The sequence below is a fragment of the Actinophytocola sp. genome (genome assembly GCF_045807065.1).
Taxonomy (GTDB): Bacteria; Actinomycetota; Actinomycetes; order Mycobacteriales; family Pseudonocardiaceae; genus Actinophytocola.
The window spans coordinates 1-21229 of sequence record NZ_JBJMIE010000590.1; the positions used below are offsets into that span (position 1 = coordinate 1).

Sequence of the window (21229 nt, forward strand, 5' to 3'; positions counted from 1 at the left end):
GTGAAGGCGACCCGCCAGGCTGGCGCCCGCATCCACTTCATCTCCGACGGCGACGTGGCCGGCGCGATCTCCGCGGCCCGCCCGAACACCGGCGTGGACATGCTGGTCGGCATCGGCGGCACCCCGGAGGGCATCATCGCGGCGTGCGCGCTCAAGTGCATGGGCGGCGCGATCCAGGGCCGCCTGTGGCCACGCGACGACGAGGAACGCGCGAAGGCCATCGACGCCGGCCACGACCTGACCCGCGTGCTGACCACCGACGACCTGGTGAGCGGGGACAACGCGTTCTTCTGCGCGACCGGCATCACCGACGGCGACCTGCTGCGCGGCGTGCACTACCGCAGCGGCGGCTGCACCACCCAGTCCATCGTGATGCGCTCGAAGTCCGGCACGGTCCGCATGATCGACGGCTTCCACCGCCTGGAGAAGCTCCGCCAGTACTCGATGGTGGACTTCGACCGGCTGTCGGAGGAGCAGGCGCAGGAGACGATCCCGCCGCTCCCGTAACGGTTGGATCACCGGCACAACGCCACGGGCCGCCGCGGCGTCTGAACAGTCATGCGCCCCAGACTTCTGGTGGGACTGACCCTGCTCGGGATCGGGCTGTTATCCGCGTGCGCCACCGAGGACACGGCCGCACCAGACCCCGCGCGCCCGACCCCGACCACCGCGACGTCGACCTCGCAGCCCGCGCCGACCCAGGCGGAGAAGCCGCAGATGCCCCCGCTCCCACGGGTGGCGGAGGCCAACGAGACGATCGTGAAGACGACGACCCCGCCGCCCCCGCCACCGGCCGGCGTGCCGTGCGCCGCCGGCGTGGACGCCTGCGTCGACCTGTCGGCCAACCAGTCCTGGCTCCTGAAGGACGGCGTCGTCGTCTACGGCCCGGTCCCGATCACGTCCGGCCGCGCGGGCCACCGAACGCCGCCGGGCACCTTCACCGTGGGGCTGAAGGACATCGACCACAAGTCCCACGAGTTCAACGACGCCCCGATGCCGTTCTCGGTGTTCTTCAACAGCGGCATCGCGTTCCACCAGGGCAGCCTGAGCGTCGAGTCCCACGGCTGCATCCACCTGTCGAGGGCCGCCGCCGAGACGTACTACAACTCCCTGTCCGTTGGCGACAAGGTGCAGGTCGTCCCGTAGGAATGCAACCCGCGGCGAGGTAGCGTCGTGGGTAGTGGACATGAGACGCGAACTGGCGGGCCTGGCCCTGCTGGCCGTGGCAGCGCTGTCTGGCTGCGCCGCACAGGCCGTGGCCGGCCCGGCCCCCACGGTGGCCCCCTCAACAGCAGACCAACCGCACGAAAGTCCCATTGGTGCGTCCGGGGGCCCCCCGGTTTCAACGTTACCGGCAAGCACCGACAAACCCGTGCCCGCGACGTCCGAGGCGCCCCCGCCACCACCGTGCGGCCCCCAGATCAGGGCGTGCGTCAGCTTGTCCACCAATCAGGCCTGGCTGCTGACGAACGGCGTGGTGGACCTGGGCCCGGTCCCGATCACCCACGGCGCCGCGGCGACCCCGACCCCCACGGGCACCTGGCCGGTGGCGTGGAAGGACCAGGAACACACGAGCAGCGTCTACGGCGACCCCATGCCGTACTCGGTCTTCTTCGCCCCCGGCGGCATAGCCTTCCACGAAGGCCCCCTGGACAGGGACTCCCACGGCTGCGTCCACCTCACCATGGCCGACGCGCAGACGTTCTTCAATGTCCTCCAGCCCGGCCAACTGGTCCAGGTGGTTCCCTAGCTCACGTCGCTGGAGTGGCCCGGGAACAGGTGCGCGTCCGGGTTCAGGGCCACCGCGATGTTGTTCACCGCCGTGGCGGCCTCGCCGAAGCCGGTGGCGATGAGCTTCACCTTGCCCGGGTACGCCGCGATGTCGCCGGCCGCGTAGATGCGGTCGCGCGCCGTCTTCATGGTGGTGTCCACGGCGACGGCCCGGCGGACGATCTCCAGCCCCCACGACTCGATGGGGCCGAGGTCCGCGGTGAAGCCCAGCGCGGCCACCACCGTCTGTGCCGGCAGCACGACCGGCGCGGGGTCGGACGCGACCGCGATCTCGACCTCGCCGAGTGCCCCCTCGACCTCTCGCAACGCCACGACCTGCGCATCCGTGATGATCGGCACGCCAAGCTCCCGCACCTGCCGCACGGTCGCGGCGAACGCGCGGAACTTGTTGCGGCGGTGGACGATCGTCACCGAGCGGGCGATGTCGTGCAGTGACAGGGCCCAGTCGAACGCCGAGTCGCCGCCGCCGACGACCACCACGTCCTGGTCCCGGTGCTCCTCCAGCACGGGCACGAAGTGCACCATCCCGCGCCCGAGCCACCCGTCGCCGGCGGGCAGTGGCCGCGGCGTGAACTCACCCATGCCGGCGGTGATCAGGATCGCACCCGCCCGGATGACCGCGCCGCCGTCGAGGCCGACGTCGAAGCCGCCGTCGCCGGCCGAGGTCACCGTCCGTGCCCGCTGGCCGAGCAGGTAGGTCGGCTTGAACTGGTCCGCCTGCTCGACCAGCTGGGCGACCAGGTCCCGGCCGATGATCGTCGGGAAGCCGGCCACGTCGAAGATCTTCTTCTCCGGGTACATGGCCGTCACCTGGCCGCCGGCCTCCGGCAGCGAGTCGACGATGGCCGTGGACAGCTCGCGGAAGCCCGCGTAGTAGGCCGCGTACAGCCCGGTCGGCCCGGCGCCCACGATCAGGAGGTCGACTTCGGACGGGGTCTCGGTCATGTGCACCTGCCGTGGTCGGAGAACGTGTCCGGCAACACCACAAGCTACCGGGGCGAGCGCCGCGGTGGGCGGCCAGACTGGTTACATGACCGAGAATCAGTTCAGGATCGAGCACGACACGATGGGAGAGGTGAGGGTCCCGGCCGACGCGCTCTGGCGGGCCCAGACGCAACGCGCCGTCGAGAACTTCCCCATCTCCGGCCGCGGTCTCGAGCGCGCCCAGATCCGCGCGCTCGGCCTGCTCAAGGGCGCCGCCGCCCGCGTCAACGAACGGCTCGGGGTACTGGACGCCGACCTCGCCAAGGCCATCGCGGCCGCCGCCGACGAGGTCGCCGACGGGCAGCACGACGAGCACTTCCCCATCGACGTGTTCCAGACCGGCTCGGGCACGTCGTCGAACATGAACGCCAACGAGGTCATCGCGACCCTCGCGAGCAAGGCGCTCGACAAACCGGTGCACCCGAACGACCACGTCAACGCCTCGCAGTCGTCCAACGACACGTTCCCGACGACGATCCACGTCGCCGCCACCGAGGCCGTCGTCCGCGACGTCATCCCCGCGCTGGAGCACCTGGCGGGCACCATCGAGCGCCGCGCCGCCGAGTGGGCGGACGCCGTGAAGTCGGGCCGCACCCACCTCATGGACGCGGTGCCGGTGACGCTCGGACAGGAGGCCGGCGCGTGGGCCGCCCAGGTCCGCTACGGCGTCGAGCGGCTGACCGACACCCTGCCCAGGCTGGGTGAGCTGCCCATCGGCGGCACCGCGGTCGGCAGCGGCCTCAACGCGCCGGACGGCTTCGGCGCCGCGGTCGCCGAGGAACTGGCGAAGCTGACCGGCCTGCCGCTGACCGAGGCCCGCGACCACTTCGAGGCGCAGGCGTCCCAGGACAGCGTCGTGGAGCTGTCCGGCCAGCTCAGGACGGTCGCCGTGGCCCTGTTCAAGATCGCGAACGACGTCCGCTGGCTCGGTTCCGGCCCCCGCACCGGCCTCGGCGAGCTGGCGCTGCCCGACCTGCAGCCGGGGTCGTCGATCATGCCGGGCAAGGTGAACCCGGTGATCTCCGAGGCCACGATGATGGTCGTCGCGCAGGTCGTCGGCAACGACGCGGCCGTCGCCTTCGCGGGCTCGCAGGGCAACTTCCAGCTGAACGTGATGCTGCCGGTCATCGCACGCAACGTCCTGGAGTCCGCGCGCCTACTGTCCGCCGTCGCGAAGCTGTTGGCGGACAAGGTGTTCGACGGCGTCGTGGCCAACCTGGACCGGATGCGGGAGCTGGCCGAGTCGTCACCGTCGATCGTCACGCCGCTCAACCGCTACCTCGGCTACGAGGAGGCGGCGTCGATCGCGAAGCAGTCGTTGAAGGAGCGCAGGACGATCCGCGAGGTGGTGCTGGAACGCGGCCACGTCGACAACGGCAAGCTCACCGAGGCCCAGTTGGACGAGGCGCTCGACGTCCTGCGGATGGCCCGCGGCGGCTGACCCACTCGACCTCGAACGTGCGGCCGGTCCAGCCGGCCACCAGCTCCTCCAGCGTGTCCGCGGCGGCCGTGACGGCGTACGCCGGGTAGGGGAACGGCTCCTCGTGCAGCACGCCCCACGCGCCCCGCGCCCGCTGGACCAGCTCGGCGCGGTTGCGGTGCTCGACGGCCTCGTGCACGACCGCGGCGAGCACCTCGGCGACCCCGAGCGCCCGCTTGTTCTCCCGCAGCAGCCGCTCGGAGCGCTGCTTGGCGTCGTGCCGCGGCCGTCCGGACACCACCCGCATGTTGGGGAACACCCCGCCGGCCGCGATGCTGCCGAACACGCCGTCGGTCATGCGCAGCTCGCGCTCGGTCGCCAGGTGCGCGAGGTCGTGCGGCACCCGCCACTTGCGGTCGTAGGCGGGCAGCAGCAGGACCACGCCGTCGTCCCGGTGCACGTACGACTGGTAGCCGCGCGGTTCGCACCGTTCGAAGACCACTCGCATGCCTCCAGCCTCACCCGGCCGGCAAGCGGTTTTCCCGCCGCAGGCCCAGCGCGCACCCGGCGGCGACCACGATGGTGCCGGCGGCGGCCACGAACGTCAGCGGCTGGCGGCCCAGCAGCACCGCGGTGACCAGGCCGGCGACGGGCATGAGCCCGGTCAGCACGCCGGCCCGGTCCGCGCCGAGCACCGATACGCCGGTGTACCAGAACGCGAAGCCGACGGTCGTGACCAGGACGCCGAGCACGCCGATGGCCGTCCACTCGATCGTCGAGGGCGCCGGCCAGGCCGCGGCGCCGTCCCGGACAGTGGCCAGGACGGCGCCGCCGACCGCCGCGAACACGCACGACCACATCGACGCGGCCACGGCCCCCAGCCGCGCGACGACCCCTACCCCGCCGAGCGTGAACGCGGTCTCGCACGCCAGGACCAGCAACCCGAGCGCCAGCCCCGGCCCGTGCCACGACCCGCCGCCGCTCAGCACCACCACGCCGAGGCCGACGAGCACCGCCCCGACCACGGCGAACGGTGACGGTCGGCGTCCCCGCAGCGCGGGCGCGCCGATGGCCAGCACCAGCGGTGACGCGCCGAGCATCGCCGCGATGAACCCGGGCGTGGCGTACCGCTGGCCGACGAGGATGGCGGCGTTGAACCCCAGCATGCCCAGCCCGACCATGAGCCCCAGCCCGGGCAGGTCCCGCACCGTCGGCACCGGCACGGTCCGGCCGGTCGCGAGCAGCCAGACCAGCAGGCAGACCGCGCCGATGGCGTACCGGACGGCCTGGGCGGTGAGCACCGGGTAGCCGTCGAGCAGCCCGGTCACCGGCACCGAGAGCCCGACCAGGGACGTCGCGGTCGCGGCCATGGCGATCGCGTGGGTCTTGTTCTGGGTGGTGGTCAGTCGCACCGGCACACCCTCGCCCGCCGAGTGGTCCAGACGTAAGCTCCACTCCAATGGCCGATAACTGGACCACTTTGCGGGAGCTGCTCCTCCCCGCCGTGTCCGCGGGCGGCCGGGGCCGGACGGTCGAGGCCGCCCTCCGCACCGCGATCCGCGACGGGCAGCTGGCCCCCGGCTCCCGGCTGCCGTCCAGCCGGGACCTGGCCGCGCAGCTCGGCGTGGCCCGCGGCACGGTGACCGCCGCGTACGGCCAGCTCACGGCCGAGGGCTACCTGTCCGCCCGGCGCGGCTCCGGCACGTCGGTGGCAACAGCGCTGGCCGGCCGGGCCGGCACCGCGGCCGCGCTCCCCGCGGCACCGCCCTGGCGGTACGACCTGCGGCCGGGGATACCGGCGCTGAGCGAGTTCCCGCGGGCCGAGTGGGCGTCGGTGACGCGGGCGGCCCTGTCGGAGCTGCCGGACGAGACGCTCGGCTACCCCGATCCGTCGGGCCTGCCGGAGCTGCGGGCCGAGCTGACCGCGTACCTGGGCCGGGTCCGCGCGGTGACGGCCGAGAACGTGGCGATCACCCACGGCGGGGCGGAGGGCATGTCGTTGCTGGCCGCGGTGCTGCGCGCACAGGGCCACACGGCGATGGGCGTCGAGGACCCCGGCCACCCGGGCCAGCTGGACCTGTTGCGGGAGCACGGTGTGGACCCGGTGCCCGTGCCGGTGGACTGCGACGGCCTCGTGGTGTCCGCGCTGCGCGCGTCCGTGCGGGCGGTGCTGGTGACGTCGGCGCACCAGTTCCCGCTCGGCACGGCACTGCACCAGTCCCGCCGGCACGCGTTGCTGGCGTGGGCGCGATCCCGCGACGGCGTGGTCATCGAGGACGACTACGACGCCGAGCACCGGTACGACCGCCCGGCACTACGAGCCATGCAGGCGATGGACCCGGGCCGGGTGGTCTACCTGGGCAGCGTGAGCAAGACGCTGGCGCCGGCGCTGCGGTTGGGATGGCTGGTGCTGCCGCCTTCCCTGTACGAGGGCGTGGTGCGGCGCAAGCGCCTGACGGACCTCGGCTGCTCGCCGCTGCCGCAGGCCGCGTTCGCCCGGTTGCTGCGCGGCGGTGGCTACGACCGGCACCTGCGCCGCGCCCGCGGTACCTACCGTCGCCGCCGGGACGCGCTGCTGTCGGCGGTGGCGGAGCTTCTGCCGTCCTGGCAACCGATCGGGGTGGCGGCGGGCCTGCACGTGGTGCTGCGCCTGCCTTCCGGCGTCGACGACACCGAGGTTTCGGGACGCCTGGCGGAGCACGGCATCCACGTGCCGGCCCTGTCCGCGTACTCCCGGCTGGGCACCTATCCCGGCCTGGTGGTCGGCTACGCGGCCACCACCCCCGACCGGTTGCGGGACGCGGTGCGGGAAATCGCGGCTATCGCGGGACGAGGTGTGCCACGACGCAGCTGATGTTGTCCGGGCCGCCGGCCGCGTTGGCGAGCGCGACGAGCCGGTCGACGGCGTGCTGGGGTTCCTCGCTCGCCAGGACCTCCTTGACCGTGTCGGTGTCGACCACCCCATACAACCCGTCCGAGCACAGCAGGTAGCGGTCGCCCGCCTGCCCGTCCCGCACCTCGACGCCGGGGCTGTGGTCGTCACCGGTCAGCGCCTTGGAGAGCAGGGCGCGGTCGGGATGCGAGGCGGCTTCGGCGGTGGTGAGCTTTCCGTCGTCCACCATGGTCTGGACGAGCGTGTCGTCATGGGTGATCTGGAAGAGCTCGCCGTCGCGGAGGAGGTAGGCCCGCGAGTCGCCGATGTGCACGAGCCCGAGCCGCGACCCGGACCACAGGAGCGCGGTCAGCGTGGTGCCGCTGCCTTCCATGTCCCGCACGGCGTTCCCGGCGAGCTGGACGGCGGCGTCCATTGCGTCGTCCATGGCGTTGAGCAGGTCGCCGACACTCACCTGCCTGAGCGCGGAGACAGCGGCCTGGCTGGCGGCGTCCCCCCGCTCCCCGAACCCGTCCGCCACGGCGAGCAGTTGTTCGCCGGCGAAGGCGAAGTCCTGGTTGGCCCGGCGGACGAGCCCCCGGTCGGTTCGGACGGCGTACTCGACTCCCAGCGATGTGGACATGGTGATGTCCTTTCCGGACAGGTACTCAACGAGGTCGGCCGCGAGCCGCCGCTTGGCCTCGGTGTCGGCCTCGACGCGCCGCCAGTAGTCCCGGACCGCGCCGGCCGCCTGTGCCGACGGCAGCTCGACCACGGTCCTGATCTCGGCGAGCGGCATCCCGATGCGCCGCAACCAGGCCACCGCCCGAGCCCGCTCGAGCTGGTCCGGCGCATACCGCCGGTACCCGTTCCCCGGATCGACGACGGCCGGCCGGAGCAGCCCCAGCTCGTCGTAGAGCCGCAGCGCCTTGGCCGACAACCGGGACGCGCGGGCGAACTCGCCGATGGTGAGCAGTGCCACGACCCCTCCCTCGTACGGACGAAGCCCAGGCTGGTCCTTCCCCTTCGGTGAAGGTCAACGCTTCACCCGCGCCCGGATCGCGAGCACCGCCAACGCGAGCAGCACCGGCCCGAGAAACCTCGCCACCAGAACGGTCCACTCCGCGGCAGCGGTCAGGTCGGCCTTGTCATCCCGGAACACCACGGCCCCGAGCGCGGTCCGAGCCGCCGTCCCGAAGTCCTGCCCCCACACGGTGAGCAACCCGGTCACCACCGCGATCACCAGAACGAGTGCGATGAGCGCCCTCGACGCGCGTTGCCCGTAACCGGACAGCAACCAGTAGAACCAGAGAATCACCCGCTCGGCACGCGAGGACTCCTCCGAGTGCCGCCGGCATTCCATCTCGCCGTAGTAGAAGTCACCCGCACCCGCCTCGAACCTGCTGTCCTCGAAGGACCTCCGCAACGCCCGGTACGCGGCGCCGACTCGCGAGGACCTCTCCGCCTTCTCCTCCGCGAGCATCCGCCGCCGAGTCCGCCACCGTCCGTCCGGCATCGCGAAAGTGGCCCTTCCTTCGATGCGAAGCTGTTCCAGCCGATGCGCCCCGAGGAACTCGCAGTCGCTCAGGTCGACCTCGGCGAGCACGAGGTTGCTGACGTCGGCACCGTCCAGCGACGTGACCGTCATCCAGGAGAACGTCGACGGCGCGCCGAAGTACGCGCCGGCCGCATCCACCTCGCCGAACGCCACGAGCACCACCCCGGCCTCGAACCGGGTGTCGACACAACGCAACTGCCCGATCTGGCCGCGGATCTCCACCCGGCTGGCGAACCAGGCGCGCTCCATGTCGATCCGGTCGGCCGTCATCGGCCACATCAGCGCGGTGCCGGGAAAGCGGGCGTCCACGAACGACACCTTGTCCGCACACCTGACGCCGTCGAACCTGGCCAGATAGCCGAAGTACGCATTGCGGAAGCTCGCCGGACCGTTGATGTCGGTCTCGTCGAACCAGGCCCGCCCGCTGAACCACGTGAAGTCGCACTGGACCCGGCCATGCACGAAGCGCTTCGCCTCGTGGTCGCGGAAGCGACCACGGATCTCGGCGAACTTGGCCGAGTCGATCACGACGCCCCGCAGGTCCAGGTCGGCGCCCGGTTCCAGTGTGGACAGATCCGTCGCGTGCGCGAGGCAGCGGTCAGCTACCGCCTGCACGCCCCGGCAGTCCGTCTCGGCGCACAGCGGCCACCAGGGCTCGAAGGGCGGGCGGGGGTCGTCGGCCATTCGTGTCTCCAGCGATTGTCGGTGGTCGGGTGCATGATGGCTGACGTGCTGATGAACGACGTGGTTGCCACCTCCTCGGTGGTCTCCGCGACCCGCTCCAGGTTGGCCAAGGTGGACGCACTGGCCGACCTGCTTCGCCGTGCCGGCGACCAGGTGCGGGCCGTCGTGGCGTTCCTGGCCGGCACGCCGCTCCAGGGGCGCATCGGCGCTGGCTGGCGGACGTTGGTGAACCTGCGCACCGCGCCCGCCGAGAATCCCACCCTCACCGTCGCCGAGGTGGACCGGACGTTCGACGAGGTGGCCGTGACCAGCGGGAAGGGGTCCGCGACCCGCCGTAACGAGTTGCTCGGCGCGCTGTTCGGCCGGGCCACCAGGGCCGAGCAGGACTTCCTCCTCCGGCTGCTCACGGGCGAGCTGCGGCAGGGCGCGCTCGAGGGCATCATGCTCGACGCGATCGCGAAGGCGAGCGACGTCGACAAGGAGACCGTCCGCCGGGCGTTCATGCTGTCCGGGCGATTACCGGACACCGCGGCGGCCGCCATGTCCGGCGGCGCGGCGGCCCTGAACACGTTCGGGCTCCAGCTCGGCCGCCCGATCCGGCCGATGCTGGCCTCACCCGCGGACGACCTCGAGGAGGCGCTCGCGGGTGGTCCGAGCGTGGTCGAGTACAAGCTCGACGGCGCCCGCATCCAGGTGCACAAGGACGGCGACGACGTCCACATCTACACGCGCACCCTGCGGGAGATCACCGCGTCGGTGCCCGAGCTGGTGGAGCTCGTGCGGAGCCTGCCCGCCCGGACGGCGGTGCTCGACGGCGAGACGCTGGCACTGAACGACGACGGCCGGCCGCGGCCGTTCCAGGAGACCATGAGCCGGTTCGGCGCGACCAGCGAGCGTGAGCTGCTGCTGTCGCCGTACTTCTTCGACTGCATGCACCTCGACGGCACCGACCTGATCGACGCGCCGCTGCGGGAGCGCAACGCCGCGCTGCGCGGGGCGGTGGGCGACCTGGTGATCCCCGGGGCGGTGGAGCCGGCGCGGGAGGAGGCCGACCGGGTGCTGGCCGACGCGCTGCGTGCCGGGCACGAGGGCGTCGTGGTGAAGTCGCTCGACTCGACCTACCAGGCGGGCCGGCGCGGCAAGTCGTGGCGCAAGGTCAAGCCGGTGCACACGCTCGACCTGGTGGTGCTCGCGGCGGAGTGGGGCCACGGGCGGCGGACGGGCTACCTGTCGAACCTGCACCTCGGCGCACGCGACCCGGACGGCGGCCCGCCGATCATGGTGGGCAAGACGTTCAAGGGCCTCACCGACGAGCTGCTGGCGTGGCAGACCAGCGAGTTCCCCAAGTACGAGGACCACAGGGACGACTGGACCGTCCACCTGAAACCGCACCTGGTGGTGGAGATCGCGCTGGACGGCGTGCAGGTCAGCAGCCGGTACGCGGGCGGCGTCGCGCTCCGGTTCGCCCGCGTGGTCCGTTACCGCCCCGACAAGGAACCCCCGGAGGCCGACACGATCGACACCGTGCGGGCGATGCTGCCGGGGGCGTGACCGTGCAGGCCCGCGGCCCCGCCCTCGACCGCCTCCTGCCCGAGGTGCGGGCCGCCGTGCGACCCATCGTCACCCGGGAGGCGTCCGGGATCCGTAGTCTGTGACAACGTGCGCTTCTACACCGATACACCGCCCGGTCACGACCTGACCTACGACGACGTCTTCCTGATGCCGAACCGCTCGGCGGTGGCGTCCCGGTTCGACGTCGACCTGGCCACATCGGACGGTACCGGCGCCACCATCCCGGTGGTCGTGGCGAACATGACGGCGGTCGCGGGCCGGCGGATGGCCGAGACCATGGCCCGCCGCGGCGGGCTGGTCGTGCTGCCCCAGGACGTCGACACGGCCGCGCTGCGGGACATCGTCGCGTGGGTCAAGTCGCGGCACCCCGTGTGGGACACGCCGCTGGTCCTGACTCCCAACGACGCGGTGGCGGACGCGCTCAACCTGCTGCCCAAGCGTGCCCACGGCGCCGTGGTCATCGTCGACGAGGACGAGCGCCCGGTGGGTGTCGTGGACGAGGCCGCCTGCGCCGGTGTGGACCGCTTCACGCGGCTGAGCGACGTCGCGGACCCGGACGTGCTGACCATGCCGCTGACCGCCGCGCCCCGCGAGGTGTTCCACCAGTTGCACGGCCGCAACGTCCACATAGCCCTCGGCGTCGACGAGGAGGGTCGCCTGGCCGGCGTCCTGACCGAGGTCAGCGCCCTTCGCGCCGAGCTGTACCGCCCGGCCCTGGACGACAAGGGCCGCCTGCGGGTGGCCGCGGCGATCGGCGTGAACGGCGACGTGTCCGCGAAGACCACGGCCCTCCTCGACGCCGAGGTGGACATCCTCGTGGTGGACACCGCGCACGGCCACCAGGAGAAGATGATCACGGCCCTGAAGGCGGTGCGGGCAGCGGTCGACGCGGCCGGCAGGGGCCGTCCAGCCACACCGTCCGCCGAACCGGCCCCTGCCCTCGACCGGCAGTCCTCGCCGGGAGCGGGCCAGGACGGCGGGCCGTCCCTCGCCGGCTCCGGCGTGACCGTCGTCGCGGGGAACGTGGTGACCGCCGAGGGCACGCGTGACCTGGTCGAGGCGGGTGCGGACGTGGTGAAGGTCGGCGTGGGCCCCGGCGCCATGTGCACCACCCGCATGATGACCGGCGTCGGGCGGCCGCAGTTCTCGGCCGTGCTCGAGTGCGCCCGGGCGGCCCGCGAGCTGGGCGCCCGCGTGTGGGCCGACGGCGGCGTCCGCCACCCCCGCGACGTCGCGCTCGCGCTGGCGGCCGGCGCGTCCAGCGTGATGGTGGGCTCCTGGTTCGCCGGCACGTACGAGTCCCCCGGCGACCTGCTGCGCGACGAGCAGGGCCACCCCTACAAGGAGTCGTTCGGCATGGCGTCGAAGCGCGCCGTCACCGCCCGTACCCGCGCCGACAGCGCGTTCGACCGGGCCCGCAAGGCCCTGTTCGAGGAGGGCATCTCCACGTCCCGCATGCGTCTCAACCCCGCCGCCCCGAGTGTGGAGGACCTGCTCGACGCCATCTGCTCGGGCGTCCGCTCCGCCTGCACCTACACGGGCGCGACCACCCTCGAGGAGTTCCACGACAAGGCCGTCGTCGGCGTCCAGTCGGCGTCGGGCTTCGCGGAGGGCGCGCCGCTGCCGACCGGCTGGTGACGGGGAGCTAGGCGCCGAGCTCGTAGTCGAACCAGACGCGGTGTGTCCCGTCGGGGTCGACCGCGAGACCGCCGGTGCCGGTGATCCCGGCGAGCCCACCCGTTCCGCTCGCCGCGACGATGACGAAGAACTCGGCGTCCCTGCTGTCGCCCAGGGTGCTCGCGGAGTGCGCGAAGTTGAAGGCGCCTTCCCGGCCGGCCAGCGTCCCTTCGAAGGACTCCATCGCGACATACGTGCCCGTGCCCGCGGTCGGGTCGAACGCCGAGGTGAACAGGGTGACCGACCGTCCGGTCACCTCGCCCTCGTACTGCTTCTCCATCGTGGCGACCCCGACCGGCAACGCGGTCTCGATCGCCGGGCTCGGCACCGGCGCGGCGGTGAAGTTGGCGACCTTGAACGTTCCTGAAGCACGCATGCGCAGAGCCTAGGCGGCGAGCGCGTACTCGTGCACGGGCCGCTGGACGACCCGCACCAGCTGGGCCAGCACGACCAGCTGCGCGCAGAACAGCACCCGCTGCAACAACCCGGAGACCTCCCCGAACACGCCCTCCATCGGTCCGAGGTGGCAGGTCAGGAACAGCGCCAGCAGCACCGACGTGACCGCCACGCCGACGTACAGCGACCGCCGCTCCACCAGTCGCCGCCCCACCAGGAACGCCGTGATCGGCACGCAGAAGAACACCACGCCGGCGGCGTACCGGTGGATCTGCGCGGACACCGTCACCGACGCGTCCCCGCGGTCGGTCTCGAACACCGCGGCGAGCAACAGCCCCAGCAGGGCGAGTCCCAGCGACAGCTTCGGCAGCACCCCGTCCAGCAACCCGCGCGCCCACAGCCCGACACTCACGCCCGCCCCCGCCACACACATCGCGAGCAGCGACGCGGGGAACATCCACCCCGCACCCGGCACGAACACGTAGTCGGACATCGTCGTGCTCAGCGGGTCCATCTGGTCGACGGCGACCAGGTTGAGGCCGCCCATGAGCAGCGCGGCGAACACCAGCCCGACCACGCCGAGGAAGACGCCGACCGGCGCCGGCCGCGGCGTGGGGAGAACCACGCCGCGGATCGGCGCCGGACGGGAGGTCAGGACCAGGTTTGTCATGGTCCAACGGTCTCGTCAGTGAGACCGCCGAACCATCAGGGAAGCTCCCGAGAAGGATCGGGGGTTTTCCCTACCGAACGGGACTCAGGCGCCGTGGTCCTCCAGCATCTCGGTGACCAGCGCCGCGATCGGCGACCGCTCGGAACGGGTCAGCGTGACGTGCGCGAACAGCGGGTGGCCCTTGAGCTTCTCGATCACCGCGGCCACGCCGTCGTACCGACCGACCCGCAGGTTGTCGCGCTGTGCGACATCGTGCGTCAGCACGACCCGCGACCCGGCGCCGAGCCGCGAGAGCACCGTCAGCAGCACGTTCCGCTCCAGCGACTGGGCCTCGTCCACGATCACGAACGAGTCATGCAGTGACCGTCCGCGAATGTGGGTCAGCGGCAGCACCTCGAGCATCCCTCGGTCGAGGACCTCGTCGATCACCGGCTGGCTGACCAGGGCACCGAGCGTGTCGAAGACGGCCTGCGCCCACGGCGCCATCTTCTCGCTCTCGGAGCCGGGCAGGTAGCCGAGGTCCTGGCCACCCACCGCGTACACCGGCCGGAACACGACCACCTTGCGGTGCAGGTTGCGCTCCATCACCGCCTCGAGGCCGGCGCACAGCGCGAGCGCCGACTTGCCGGTGCCGGCCCGCCCGCCGAGCGACACGATGCCGACCTCGGGGTCGAGCAGCAGGTCGAGCGCGACCCGCTGCTCCGCGGACCGCCCGTGCAGGCCGAAGGCCTCGCGGTCGCCCCGCACGAGCTGCACCTGTTTGTCCTTGGTGATCCGGCCGAGCGCGCTCGCGGACGCCGACTGGAGCCGCAGGCCGGTGTTGGTCGGGAAGTCGCCGGGCGAGGTCACGCCGAAGTCGGCCAGGTCGGCGACGCCCTCCCGGTACAGCAGGTCGAGGGCGTCCGTGCCGACCTCCACGTCGACCATGCCGGTCCAGCCGGAGGGGGTGACCTCGTGGGCCCGGTACTCGTCGACCTCCAGGCCCACCGACGCGGCCTTGATCCGCAACGGCATGTCCTTGGTGATCAAGGTCACGTTCGGGGTGTGCGCGGCCATGTTGAGCGCGCACGCGAGGATCCTCGCGTCGTTCGTGTCGGTGCGGAAACCCGACGGCAGAACCGTCGGGTCGGAGTGGTTCAGCTCGACGTGCAGGGTGCCGCCGGACGTGCCCACGAGGATCGGCGAGTCGAGCCGACCGTTGCCTTTCCGCAGGTCATCCAGTATCCGAAGGGCCTCCCTGGCGAACCAGCCAAGTTCGGGGTGATGCCGCTTGCCCTCCAACTCGTTGATGACGACCAGCGGGAGCACGACCGCGTTCTCGCCGAACCGGGACATGGCCCACGGGTCGGAGAGCAACACGGACGTGTCGAGCACGTACGTCTTGCGCTGGTCGCCAGGGTCAGGGGAAGAGGAATGCGAAGCAGTCACGGCAACTCCTCGGCGAACGCGCACCGACGTCCGCGTTTGTTCCTCGAAGGGCCGGGCACCTCCCTGACCAGGCGAAACAGTGGCGCTAAGCGCAACCGCCCCGCCCGTGAGGGCCGGGTGCCGGCCCCCTCGCGATCGCTGCCGTCACGACCAGGGCCTCCCGGGACGGACCACGTGGGCGCGACCCGTCACTTTGGACGCTACCCGCGCGAACGCCCGTCGGACAGGCAGCCACGCAGGTGATTTTTGTTTCGTAACGGTGCATTCACCGCACACGCGTGACTACTCGTCGTGATCGATACACCCGTCCGGATCATCGACCAGCCAGCGTCAGGAGCCGAACCGCCGGTGCCGGATCGCGTAGTCACGCAGCGCGCGGAGGAAGTCGGTGCGCCGGAAGTCGGGCCAGTAGGCCTCGCAGAACCAGAACTCCGAGTGCGCCGACTGCCAGAGCATGAAACCGGAGAGCCGCTGCTCCCCGGACGTCCTGATGAGCAGGTCCGGGTCGGGCTGGCCGGAGGTGTACAGGTGCTCGGCGATGTGGTCGACGTCGAGGACCTCGACCAGTTCCTCGATGGTCTTGCCGGCCTCGGCCTGTGACTGGAGCAGCTTGCGCACGGCGTCGGCGATCTCGCGCCGGCCGCCGTAGCCGACCGCGATGTTGACCTCCATGCCGGTGCGCCCGGCGGTCCGCTTCGCCGCGGCGACCAGCCGGTTCGCGGTCTCCTCCGGCAGGATGTCCAGGGCGCCGATGATCCGCAGCCGCCACGGCTGTTCCGGCTCGGCCAACTCGTCGACCACACCCTCGATGACCTGCAGCAACGGCTTCAGCTCGGACTCGGGCCGCAGGACGTTGTCGGTGGACAGCAGCCAGAGGGTGACGACCTCGACCTCGGCCTCGTGGCACCAGGTGAGCAGCTCGGCGATGCGCTGGGCACCGGCGATGTGCCCGTGCTTGACGTCGGTGAAGCCGGCCTCGCGCGCCCACCGTCTGTTCCCGTCGAGGACGACGCCGACGTGGCGCGGGTGGCGGCCGGCGGCCTGCTGGACGAGCCGCTTGTCGTAGACGCCGTAGACCAGTTTCGCGGCTTTCTTGCGGAATCTCCGCCAGGCTGGTGTCACGTCCCCGCAGGGTACGCCGCCCGGTCGGGAAGGGAGCACACTGGAAGCATGCAGCGAACCGAGATCGACCCGCGGTGGCAGGACCTCGGGGTGATCGAGCGACTGGTTCGGGAGTCACGGACGGTGGCCGTCGTGGGGCTCAGCCCCAGTCCTTCTCGGCCGAGCTTCGGCGTGGCCAGGTACCTCGTGCGCGCCGGTCTGACCGTGTTCCCGGTGAACCCCAAGCTGACGTCGTGGCAGGGCCTGCCCGCCTATGAGTCCCTTGCGGACGTACCGGAGCCGATCGACATCGTGGACGTGTTCCGCCGCCCGGAGCACGCACGAGGCATCGCCGAGGAGGCGGTGGCGGCGGGCGCCGGTGCGCTGTGGCTGCAACTGGGCGTGGTCTCCGCCCCGGCGGCGGCCATCGCCACGGAGGCAGGCCTCGCCGTCGTGATGGACAGATGCCTGGCCGTCGAGCACCGCGAGGTCGTGGGCTGGTCGTGACCTGATTCACGTCGCGAACCCCAACCTACGGTCCCGTAACCTGGACACGTGACTGCCGCGACCCTGAAGCCGCCGCCCGACCGACCGGTAAAGCCCCGCATGCGCGGGGTCATCCACTACTGGTCGTTCTGGGTATCACTGGTCCTGGGCGCCGCACTGGTGTCAATGGCGGCGTCCACAGTGTCCACCACCGCGGCCGTAGCGACCTCGATCTACGGCGCGACGGTGCTCGGCCTGTTCGGCGTGAGCGCCCTGTACCACCGCCGGTGGTGGAACAGCCTGACCGTCCGCGCGTGGATGAAGCGCCTGGACCACTCGATGATCTTCCTGTTCATCGCGGGCACCTACACACCGTTCTCACTGCTGGCCATGTCCCAGCCGACCGGTTACGTAGTCCTGTCGATCGTCTGGGGCGGCGCGGTGCTCGGCGTGGGGCTGAAGCTGCTGTGGCCACACGCCCCCCGCTGGCTCGGCACCCCGATCTACATAGCCCTCGGCTGGGTGGCGGTCTTCGTCCTACCGGAACTCCTGCACCACGCAGGCGTCGCGGCGTTCGTGCTACTACTGGTGGGCGGCGCGTTCTACACCCTGGGCGCGGTCTTCTACGCAACCCGCTGGCCAAACCCATGGCCCACGATCTTCGGCCACCACGAGTTCTTCCACGCCGCAACCGTCCTGGCCGCGATCTCCCACTACATCGCGATCTGGCTGGCCATGTACGCCTAACTGGGGTTATGCGGCTTTGGTCACGGCTCAGGCCGTGCCCAGGCCGTCCGCCGCAGGTCAGGCCGCCCGCCGCTGGTTCTCGACGAGGAAGGCATCGATCGCCCACCGGGTCCGCGCGTGGCTGATCGGCATCAGATGAGTGCAGACGCGGAGAGTGAAGCCAGGGTCGGCGTGGCCAAGGTGCTGAGACGCAGCAGACATCACATCTGCATGGTGCGCACCATGCATGCACAACATGCAGACGTGCAGTAACGGCCACATGCACGACTATCTACACCCTTCCCCATACGACCTCCGGATCGCCTTATAATTTCCTGCGCGCGAGCCCAAAACCCACGATTGCCGCATTATGTATGCGTTACTATTCCATTCATTTTTAATCTTCGTTCTAGGGTTGCGGTAAATGAAATTGTGTTATGACGTGAAGAGTGGTCAGTAGCTCCATTATTCAATGCCTCGATATCACGAATCTTCCAATGAGGCGATCTTTGATCACCTCGACGATCGGTACCCCTGTAGATGCCACCTCGGCACGGAAGACCGCGTCGGCCAAGATGTAGCGGACGCTGTCCGTCAAACGACGTACGTCATATGCGACGAGGGAATATTGCTACGAGAGTGGTGCGGGGGACGAGCTTCGGAGACAGTTGGATCGAAGTGTGTACGGATGGGCGGGATAAGCGGGCACTGGACAGGGTGATCGCTGTTCGTGGACGCACAGGACCGAAGTCGATGCGGATGGACGATGCGATCCTGCGGTTGGCTCACGACGAAGTCGAAGTAAGCATCGGAGATGCTCGCGTGGGTGCGTTGAGTGTGACGGACAGGTCGATATACGCACCTGTATTGCGGCAGGCCGGATGCTCAGTCGAGTCCAGCGGTATCGTCCTCATCGACGCAGAAGGACATCCAGGCTCGCACGTCAAGTTGTACCTGCCGGACCCACAGATGCTATTGCCGGCCAACACACTTGACTCAGGTGTGCAGGTGTTTCCCGCGCATGACCGCGCTGGCGGCTTGACCCTGGCTAAGCGCAAGTCTGAGTATGCTCTGATCGAGGACGCGACAGCCTCATGGTGGTCGGGGACATCACGCTCGGCGTGGGTTGTGCTAACCCGATCCGACATCGAAATCACCGCAGCGATGGATGGGTTGCCACTGCCACCGTTGGACCCAGATCGGTCCACAGCACTCCGGTCAACTTGGGAAGCACGACACCCTGAACGGCCTCAGCTGCAATTCGAGGCGCAGGTATACGAAATCAAGGCTGGACGCCAGGTCAACATCCGGCACCAGCTGAGCTGACGAACGCCCCAATATGCTCGGGTGGCACCGCCAGCGGCGGCGGGAATGAACGCGCATCACACAAGGTCACATCGTCGGCCGAACCGTCCGCGTGTCGCCGAGGTCAACCCCTCAACGCCCGGTGATCGTCTAACACCGGACGGCAGGGGCGAGGGGGCGCCTGCGGTGCCGAAGGCGTCATCTTTTGAGTGGGTTGGGCAGGGCGGTCCGGGCCGGCTTGGCGCCAGCGGACGGGGCTCGTGCCGTGCAGTCTGGTGAAGGTGCGGGCGAAGTAGCCGGCGTCCGGAAAGCCCACTCGTCTGCCGACCTCGTTGATTGGCAGGTCGGTCGCGACCAGTAGGCGTCTGGCCTGCACCATGCGGCGTTCGGTGATCCACTGCTGCACCGTGCGGCCGGTCTGCCTGCGGACGGTCGAGGTCAGGTGGCCCGGGGAGAGGTTGACCGCGGTCGCCACGTCGCGCAGGGACAGGGGTTGCGGGTAGCGGCGTTCGATGACCTCGAACACCTCGGCGAGGAGCGGTTCCCGGTTCTCGCGCAGGTCGTCGACCACGTCGGCGGCCAGGCGGGACACGCCTACCAGCAGTAGCACCAGGTGGGCGAGCGCGGCCTCCCGGTAGCCGTCGCGGCGGTGGGTCAACTCCTCGTGCAGGGCTCGGATACGGCCGGTCCACTCGGGACGGTCCGGTTCGGGCACCCGCAGCCGCAGTGCGCCGATCGCGCCGCCTCGTACGAACGGGAACAGCAGTGGGTGGGTGCGCCAGGCCAGGTGGGCGCCGGGAACGTCGGGCCCCAGTGCGTCGGCGGTGAAGAACACGCCCCAGCCCTGGCTGTCGGCCAGGTCTGCGGCGTGGAAGTGACCCATCACGTCGCCGGGTGCGATCACGAACAGGTCGCCGGCTTCGATCGGCCAGGTCTGCCTGCCGGTGCGCAGCCGACCACCGGTGGTCTGGAAGTACGCCAGGCCGGGGAAGTCGTGCGCGTGTTCCTCGAAGGAGCCGCTGGTCTCCCAGCCGTGCTCCAGGCGCCACGTCGCCACGGGCAGTTCGCCGGGGACCGGCAGCATCGAGTAGGTCGCCGGGCGGTCCGCGCCCGGTGCCATACGCACGGTTCGCACCGTCGGATCATCCCAGTAGAGCCTCGGATCGGTACAGATCCGCAGGTGGATCCGGAGCCAGAATCTTCCTATGACCGAAAGAACGTCTCACCCAGACGCGGAGCGGGAGTACATCCCCGGGCTGGGCAAGCAGTTCCTGATGCCCTTCTACGACATCGTGCACAACGTCTTCGGGCTCCAGCCCCTGCACCAGGAGATGATCACACTCGCCGGGCTCCGGGACGGGCACCGCGTGCTGGACGTCGGCTGCTGCACCGCGAACCTGTTGCGGACCGTCGGCCGGCGCTACCCGAACGTGGACCTCGTCGGGCTCGACCCCGATCCGAAGGCCCTGGCCCGCGCCCGGCGCAAGGCGCGCCGGGCCGGTCTCGACATGCGGCTCGACCGTGGGTTCGCGCAGGCACTGCCCTATCCCGACGACTCGTTCGACCGGGTGTTCTCCAGCCTGATGCTGCACCACCTGGACAGCGCGTCGAAGGACGCGCTGCTCGCCGAGGTGCGCCGGGTGCTGCGGCCGGACGGGCTGCTCGTCCTCGCCGACGCGGTGGTCGACGGGCCCGGCCGCATGCGCGAACCGCTGCGGGACAACGTGGGTGACGCCGTGGCACGCCGGATCGCGGCGGCCGGCTTCACCGTCGAACCCACGCGCACGATGCCCCTGCGGATCGGCGGCACGGTCGGCATCGAGGTCGCCCGACCGGAGAACAGCTGACAGCCCGGCCGGCCGGGCCCGCCGCGGAGGGCGAGTCGGCCGGCCTGACGGTGCCGATCACGGGAGCGAGGCGTTCTGCCTGGTCGGGCTACAGCTCCGGGCCCTTCGCGCGTAGGTCCTCGACCTTCGACATGGCCTCGCGCAACTCGTTCAGCCACGCGTCGGCGTGCTCACCGACCAGGCGCACGGCCCACGCCAGGGCCTCCGACCGCGACCGCGCGACGCCCGCGTCGACCAGCGTGTCCAGGATCAGCCGCTCCTCCTGCCGCAGCCGGGTCATCACCGGCACGGACAGTGTGGTGAACAGCTGCTCGGTGCTGCCCAGCTTGGCACCCCACGCGACCTTGCGGCCGTAGCGGTGCTCGGCCTGCCGCGCGATCTCGATGCGCTCCTCGCGCGTCTCCTCGCGGAACCGGCTGATGCGGCCGGACTCGGCGGCGGCCCTGGCCGCGTCGTCGGCGAACTCGCCCTCCAGTGGCGGCAGCGTGCCGACCACCGTGATCTCTTCCCGGTCGACGACCACGACCGGCGACTCGGTGAACCAGCCGTCCGGCAGCCGGCCCGCGAACCAGGCGGACGCGTCGTCGGCGTCGGGTAAGTCGGCCTGCTGCCAACCACCCCGGCCGCCGCCCCTGCCCGGGCCGCCCCAGCCACCACGTCCTGGTCCCCAGCGGTGTCCTCTCGGTCCCATCTCGCACCTCCTGCTTACATG

General features: G+C 70.8%; 21 protein-coding genes. 10 read left to right on the top strand and 11 right to left on the bottom strand.

The annotated features are described in order from the left end of the window. The 3 genes from ACJ73U_RS34565 to ACJ73U_RS34575 all read left to right on the top strand — a co-directional run. Positions 1 to 507, top strand: a 507-nt coding sequence (locus ACJ73U_RS34565; protein WP_407781957.1) for a fructose-bisphosphatase class II, incomplete at its 5' end; no start/stop codon positions are given. Between the two features lie 51 nt (positions 508 to 558). After that, on the top strand, positions 559 to 1146 hold the full coding sequence (locus ACJ73U_RS34570) for a L,D-transpeptidase (RefSeq protein WP_407781958.1): 588 nt from the start codon (positions 559 to 561) through the stop codon (positions 1144 to 1146). A gap of 226 nt (positions 1147 to 1372) precedes the next feature. Then, a complete protein-coding gene (locus ACJ73U_RS34575; RefSeq protein ID WP_407781959.1) occupies positions 1373 to 1750 on the top strand; it encodes a L,D-transpeptidase in 378 nt (125 codons plus the stop codon). Here the strand turns inward: ACJ73U_RS34575 and ACJ73U_RS34580 are convergent. Beyond that, the gene (locus tag ACJ73U_RS34580) at positions 1747 to 2736 is read right to left on the bottom strand and encodes an NAD(P)/FAD-dependent oxidoreductase (protein ID WP_407781960.1); all 990 of its coding nucleotides are present in this window, start codon (positions 2734 to 2736) and stop codon (positions 1747 to 1749) included. The genes ACJ73U_RS34575 and ACJ73U_RS34580 overlap by 4 nt on opposite strands. 85 nt (positions 2737 to 2821) lie before the next feature. On the opposite strand from ACJ73U_RS34580, the gene ACJ73U_RS34585 reads away from it, so the two are divergent. Continuing rightward, positions 2822 to 4216 carry a class II fumarate hydratase gene (locus tag ACJ73U_RS34585; protein ID WP_407781961.1) on the top strand — a complete coding sequence of 465 codons (1395 nt, stop codon included), beginning with the start codon at positions 2822 to 2824 and terminating at the stop codon, positions 4214 to 4216. Here ACJ73U_RS34585 and ACJ73U_RS34590 read toward each other — a convergent pair. Both ACJ73U_RS34590 and ACJ73U_RS34595 read right to left on the bottom strand, forming a co-directional pair. Beyond that, positions 4158 to 4703, bottom strand: coding sequence for a hypothetical protein (locus tag ACJ73U_RS34590; protein ID WP_407781962.1), 546 nt, complete (start codon positions 4701 to 4703; stop codon positions 4158 to 4160). The genes ACJ73U_RS34585 and ACJ73U_RS34590 overlap by 59 nt on opposite strands. A gap of 10 nt (positions 4704 to 4713) precedes the next feature. Further along, entirely contained in the window at positions 4714 to 5607 is an 894-nt protein-coding gene (locus ACJ73U_RS34595; RefSeq protein WP_407781963.1) for a DMT family transporter, read from the bottom strand. A 47-nt stretch (positions 5608 to 5654) separates the two neighbouring features. On the opposite strand from ACJ73U_RS34595, the gene ACJ73U_RS34600 reads away from it, so the two are divergent. Further along, positions 5655 to 7049, top strand: a complete 1395-nt coding sequence (locus tag ACJ73U_RS34600) for a PLP-dependent aminotransferase family protein (protein WP_407781964.1) — start codon at positions 5655 to 5657, stop codon at positions 7047 to 7049. Here ACJ73U_RS34600 and ACJ73U_RS34605 read toward each other — a convergent pair. Together ACJ73U_RS34605 and ACJ73U_RS34610 are read right to left on the bottom strand one after the other, a co-directional pair. Then, the gene (locus ACJ73U_RS34605) at positions 7015 to 8049 is read right to left on the bottom strand and encodes a MerR family transcriptional regulator (protein ID WP_407781965.1); all 1035 of its coding nucleotides are present in this window, start codon (positions 8047 to 8049) and stop codon (positions 7015 to 7017) included. The genes ACJ73U_RS34600 and ACJ73U_RS34605 overlap by 35 nt on opposite strands. A gap of 54 nt (positions 8050 to 8103) precedes the next feature. Beyond that, positions 8104 to 9309, bottom strand: a complete 1206-nt coding sequence (locus ACJ73U_RS34610; protein ID WP_407781966.1) for a pentapeptide repeat-containing protein — start codon at positions 9307 to 9309, stop codon at positions 8104 to 8106. Positions 9310 to 9354: 45 nt separating this feature from the next. Here ACJ73U_RS34610 and ACJ73U_RS34615 point away from each other — a divergent pair, with 45 nt between their 5' ends. Continuing rightward, complete coding sequence (locus tag ACJ73U_RS34615; protein WP_407781981.1) at positions 9355 to 10860, top strand: ATP-dependent DNA ligase; 1506 nt, start codon at positions 9355 to 9357, stop codon at positions 10858 to 10860. Positions 10861 to 10968: 108 nt separating this feature from the next. Next, positions 10969 to 12519 (top strand): GuaB1 family IMP dehydrogenase-related protein, encoded by a 1551-nt coding sequence (locus ACJ73U_RS34620; RefSeq protein WP_407781967.1) that lies wholly within the window; start codon positions 10969 to 10971, stop codon positions 12517 to 12519. A gap of 7 nt (positions 12520 to 12526) precedes the next feature. Here the strand turns inward: ACJ73U_RS34620 and ACJ73U_RS34625 are convergent, their stop codons facing one another. The 4 genes from ACJ73U_RS34625 to ACJ73U_RS34640 all read right to left on the bottom strand — a co-directional run bounded on the left by ACJ73U_RS34625 (position 12527) and on the right by ACJ73U_RS34640 (position 16174). Beyond that, positions 12527 to 12934 (bottom strand): DUF3224 domain-containing protein, encoded by a 408-nt coding sequence (locus ACJ73U_RS34625; RefSeq protein ID WP_407781968.1) that lies wholly within the window; start codon positions 12932 to 12934, stop codon positions 12527 to 12529. A 9-nt stretch (positions 12935 to 12943) separates the two neighbouring features. Continuing rightward, positions 12944 to 13624 (bottom strand): DUF998 domain-containing protein, encoded by a 681-nt coding sequence (locus tag ACJ73U_RS34630; RefSeq protein WP_407781969.1) that lies wholly within the window; start codon positions 13622 to 13624, stop codon positions 12944 to 12946. Between the two features lie 84 nt (positions 13625 to 13708). Further along, on the bottom strand, positions 13709 to 14959 hold the full coding sequence (locus ACJ73U_RS34635) for a PhoH family protein (protein WP_407781982.1): 1251 nt from the start codon (positions 14957 to 14959) through the stop codon (positions 13709 to 13711). Positions 14960 to 15382: 423 nt separating this feature from the next. Beyond that, positions 15383 to 16174, bottom strand: a complete 792-nt coding sequence (locus tag ACJ73U_RS34640) for an isoprenyl transferase (protein ID WP_407781970.1) — start codon at positions 16172 to 16174, stop codon at positions 15383 to 15385. A 48-nt stretch (positions 16175 to 16222) separates the two neighbouring features. On the opposite strand from ACJ73U_RS34640, the gene ACJ73U_RS34645 reads away from it, so the two are divergent. Beyond that, complete coding sequence (locus ACJ73U_RS34645; RefSeq protein WP_407781971.1) at positions 16223 to 16660, top strand: CoA-binding protein; 438 nt, start codon at positions 16223 to 16225, stop codon at positions 16658 to 16660. 99 nt (positions 16661 to 16759) lie between these two features. Next, entirely contained in the window at positions 16760 to 17386 is a 627-nt protein-coding gene (locus ACJ73U_RS34650; RefSeq protein ID WP_407781983.1) for a hemolysin III family protein, read from the top strand. Positions 17387 to 18794: 1408 nt separating this feature from the next. Here the strand turns inward: ACJ73U_RS34650 and ACJ73U_RS34655 are convergent. Further along, positions 18795 to 19805 (bottom strand): AraC family transcriptional regulator, encoded by a 1011-nt coding sequence (locus ACJ73U_RS34655; RefSeq protein WP_407781972.1) that lies wholly within the window; start codon positions 19803 to 19805, stop codon positions 18795 to 18797. A 70-nt stretch (positions 19806 to 19875) separates the two neighbouring features. Between ACJ73U_RS34655 and ACJ73U_RS34660 the strand changes: the two genes are divergently transcribed. After that, positions 19876 to 20517 (top strand): class I SAM-dependent methyltransferase, encoded by a 642-nt coding sequence (locus ACJ73U_RS34660; RefSeq protein ID WP_407781973.1) that lies wholly within the window; start codon positions 19876 to 19878, stop codon positions 20515 to 20517. A gap of 88 nt (positions 20518 to 20605) precedes the next feature. Here the strand turns inward: ACJ73U_RS34660 and ACJ73U_RS34665 are convergent, their stop codons facing one another. Next, positions 20606 to 21208, bottom strand: a complete 603-nt coding sequence (locus tag ACJ73U_RS34665) for a hypothetical protein (protein ID WP_407781974.1) — start codon at positions 21206 to 21208, stop codon at positions 20606 to 20608. Positions 21209 to 21229 lie beyond the last annotated feature (21 nt).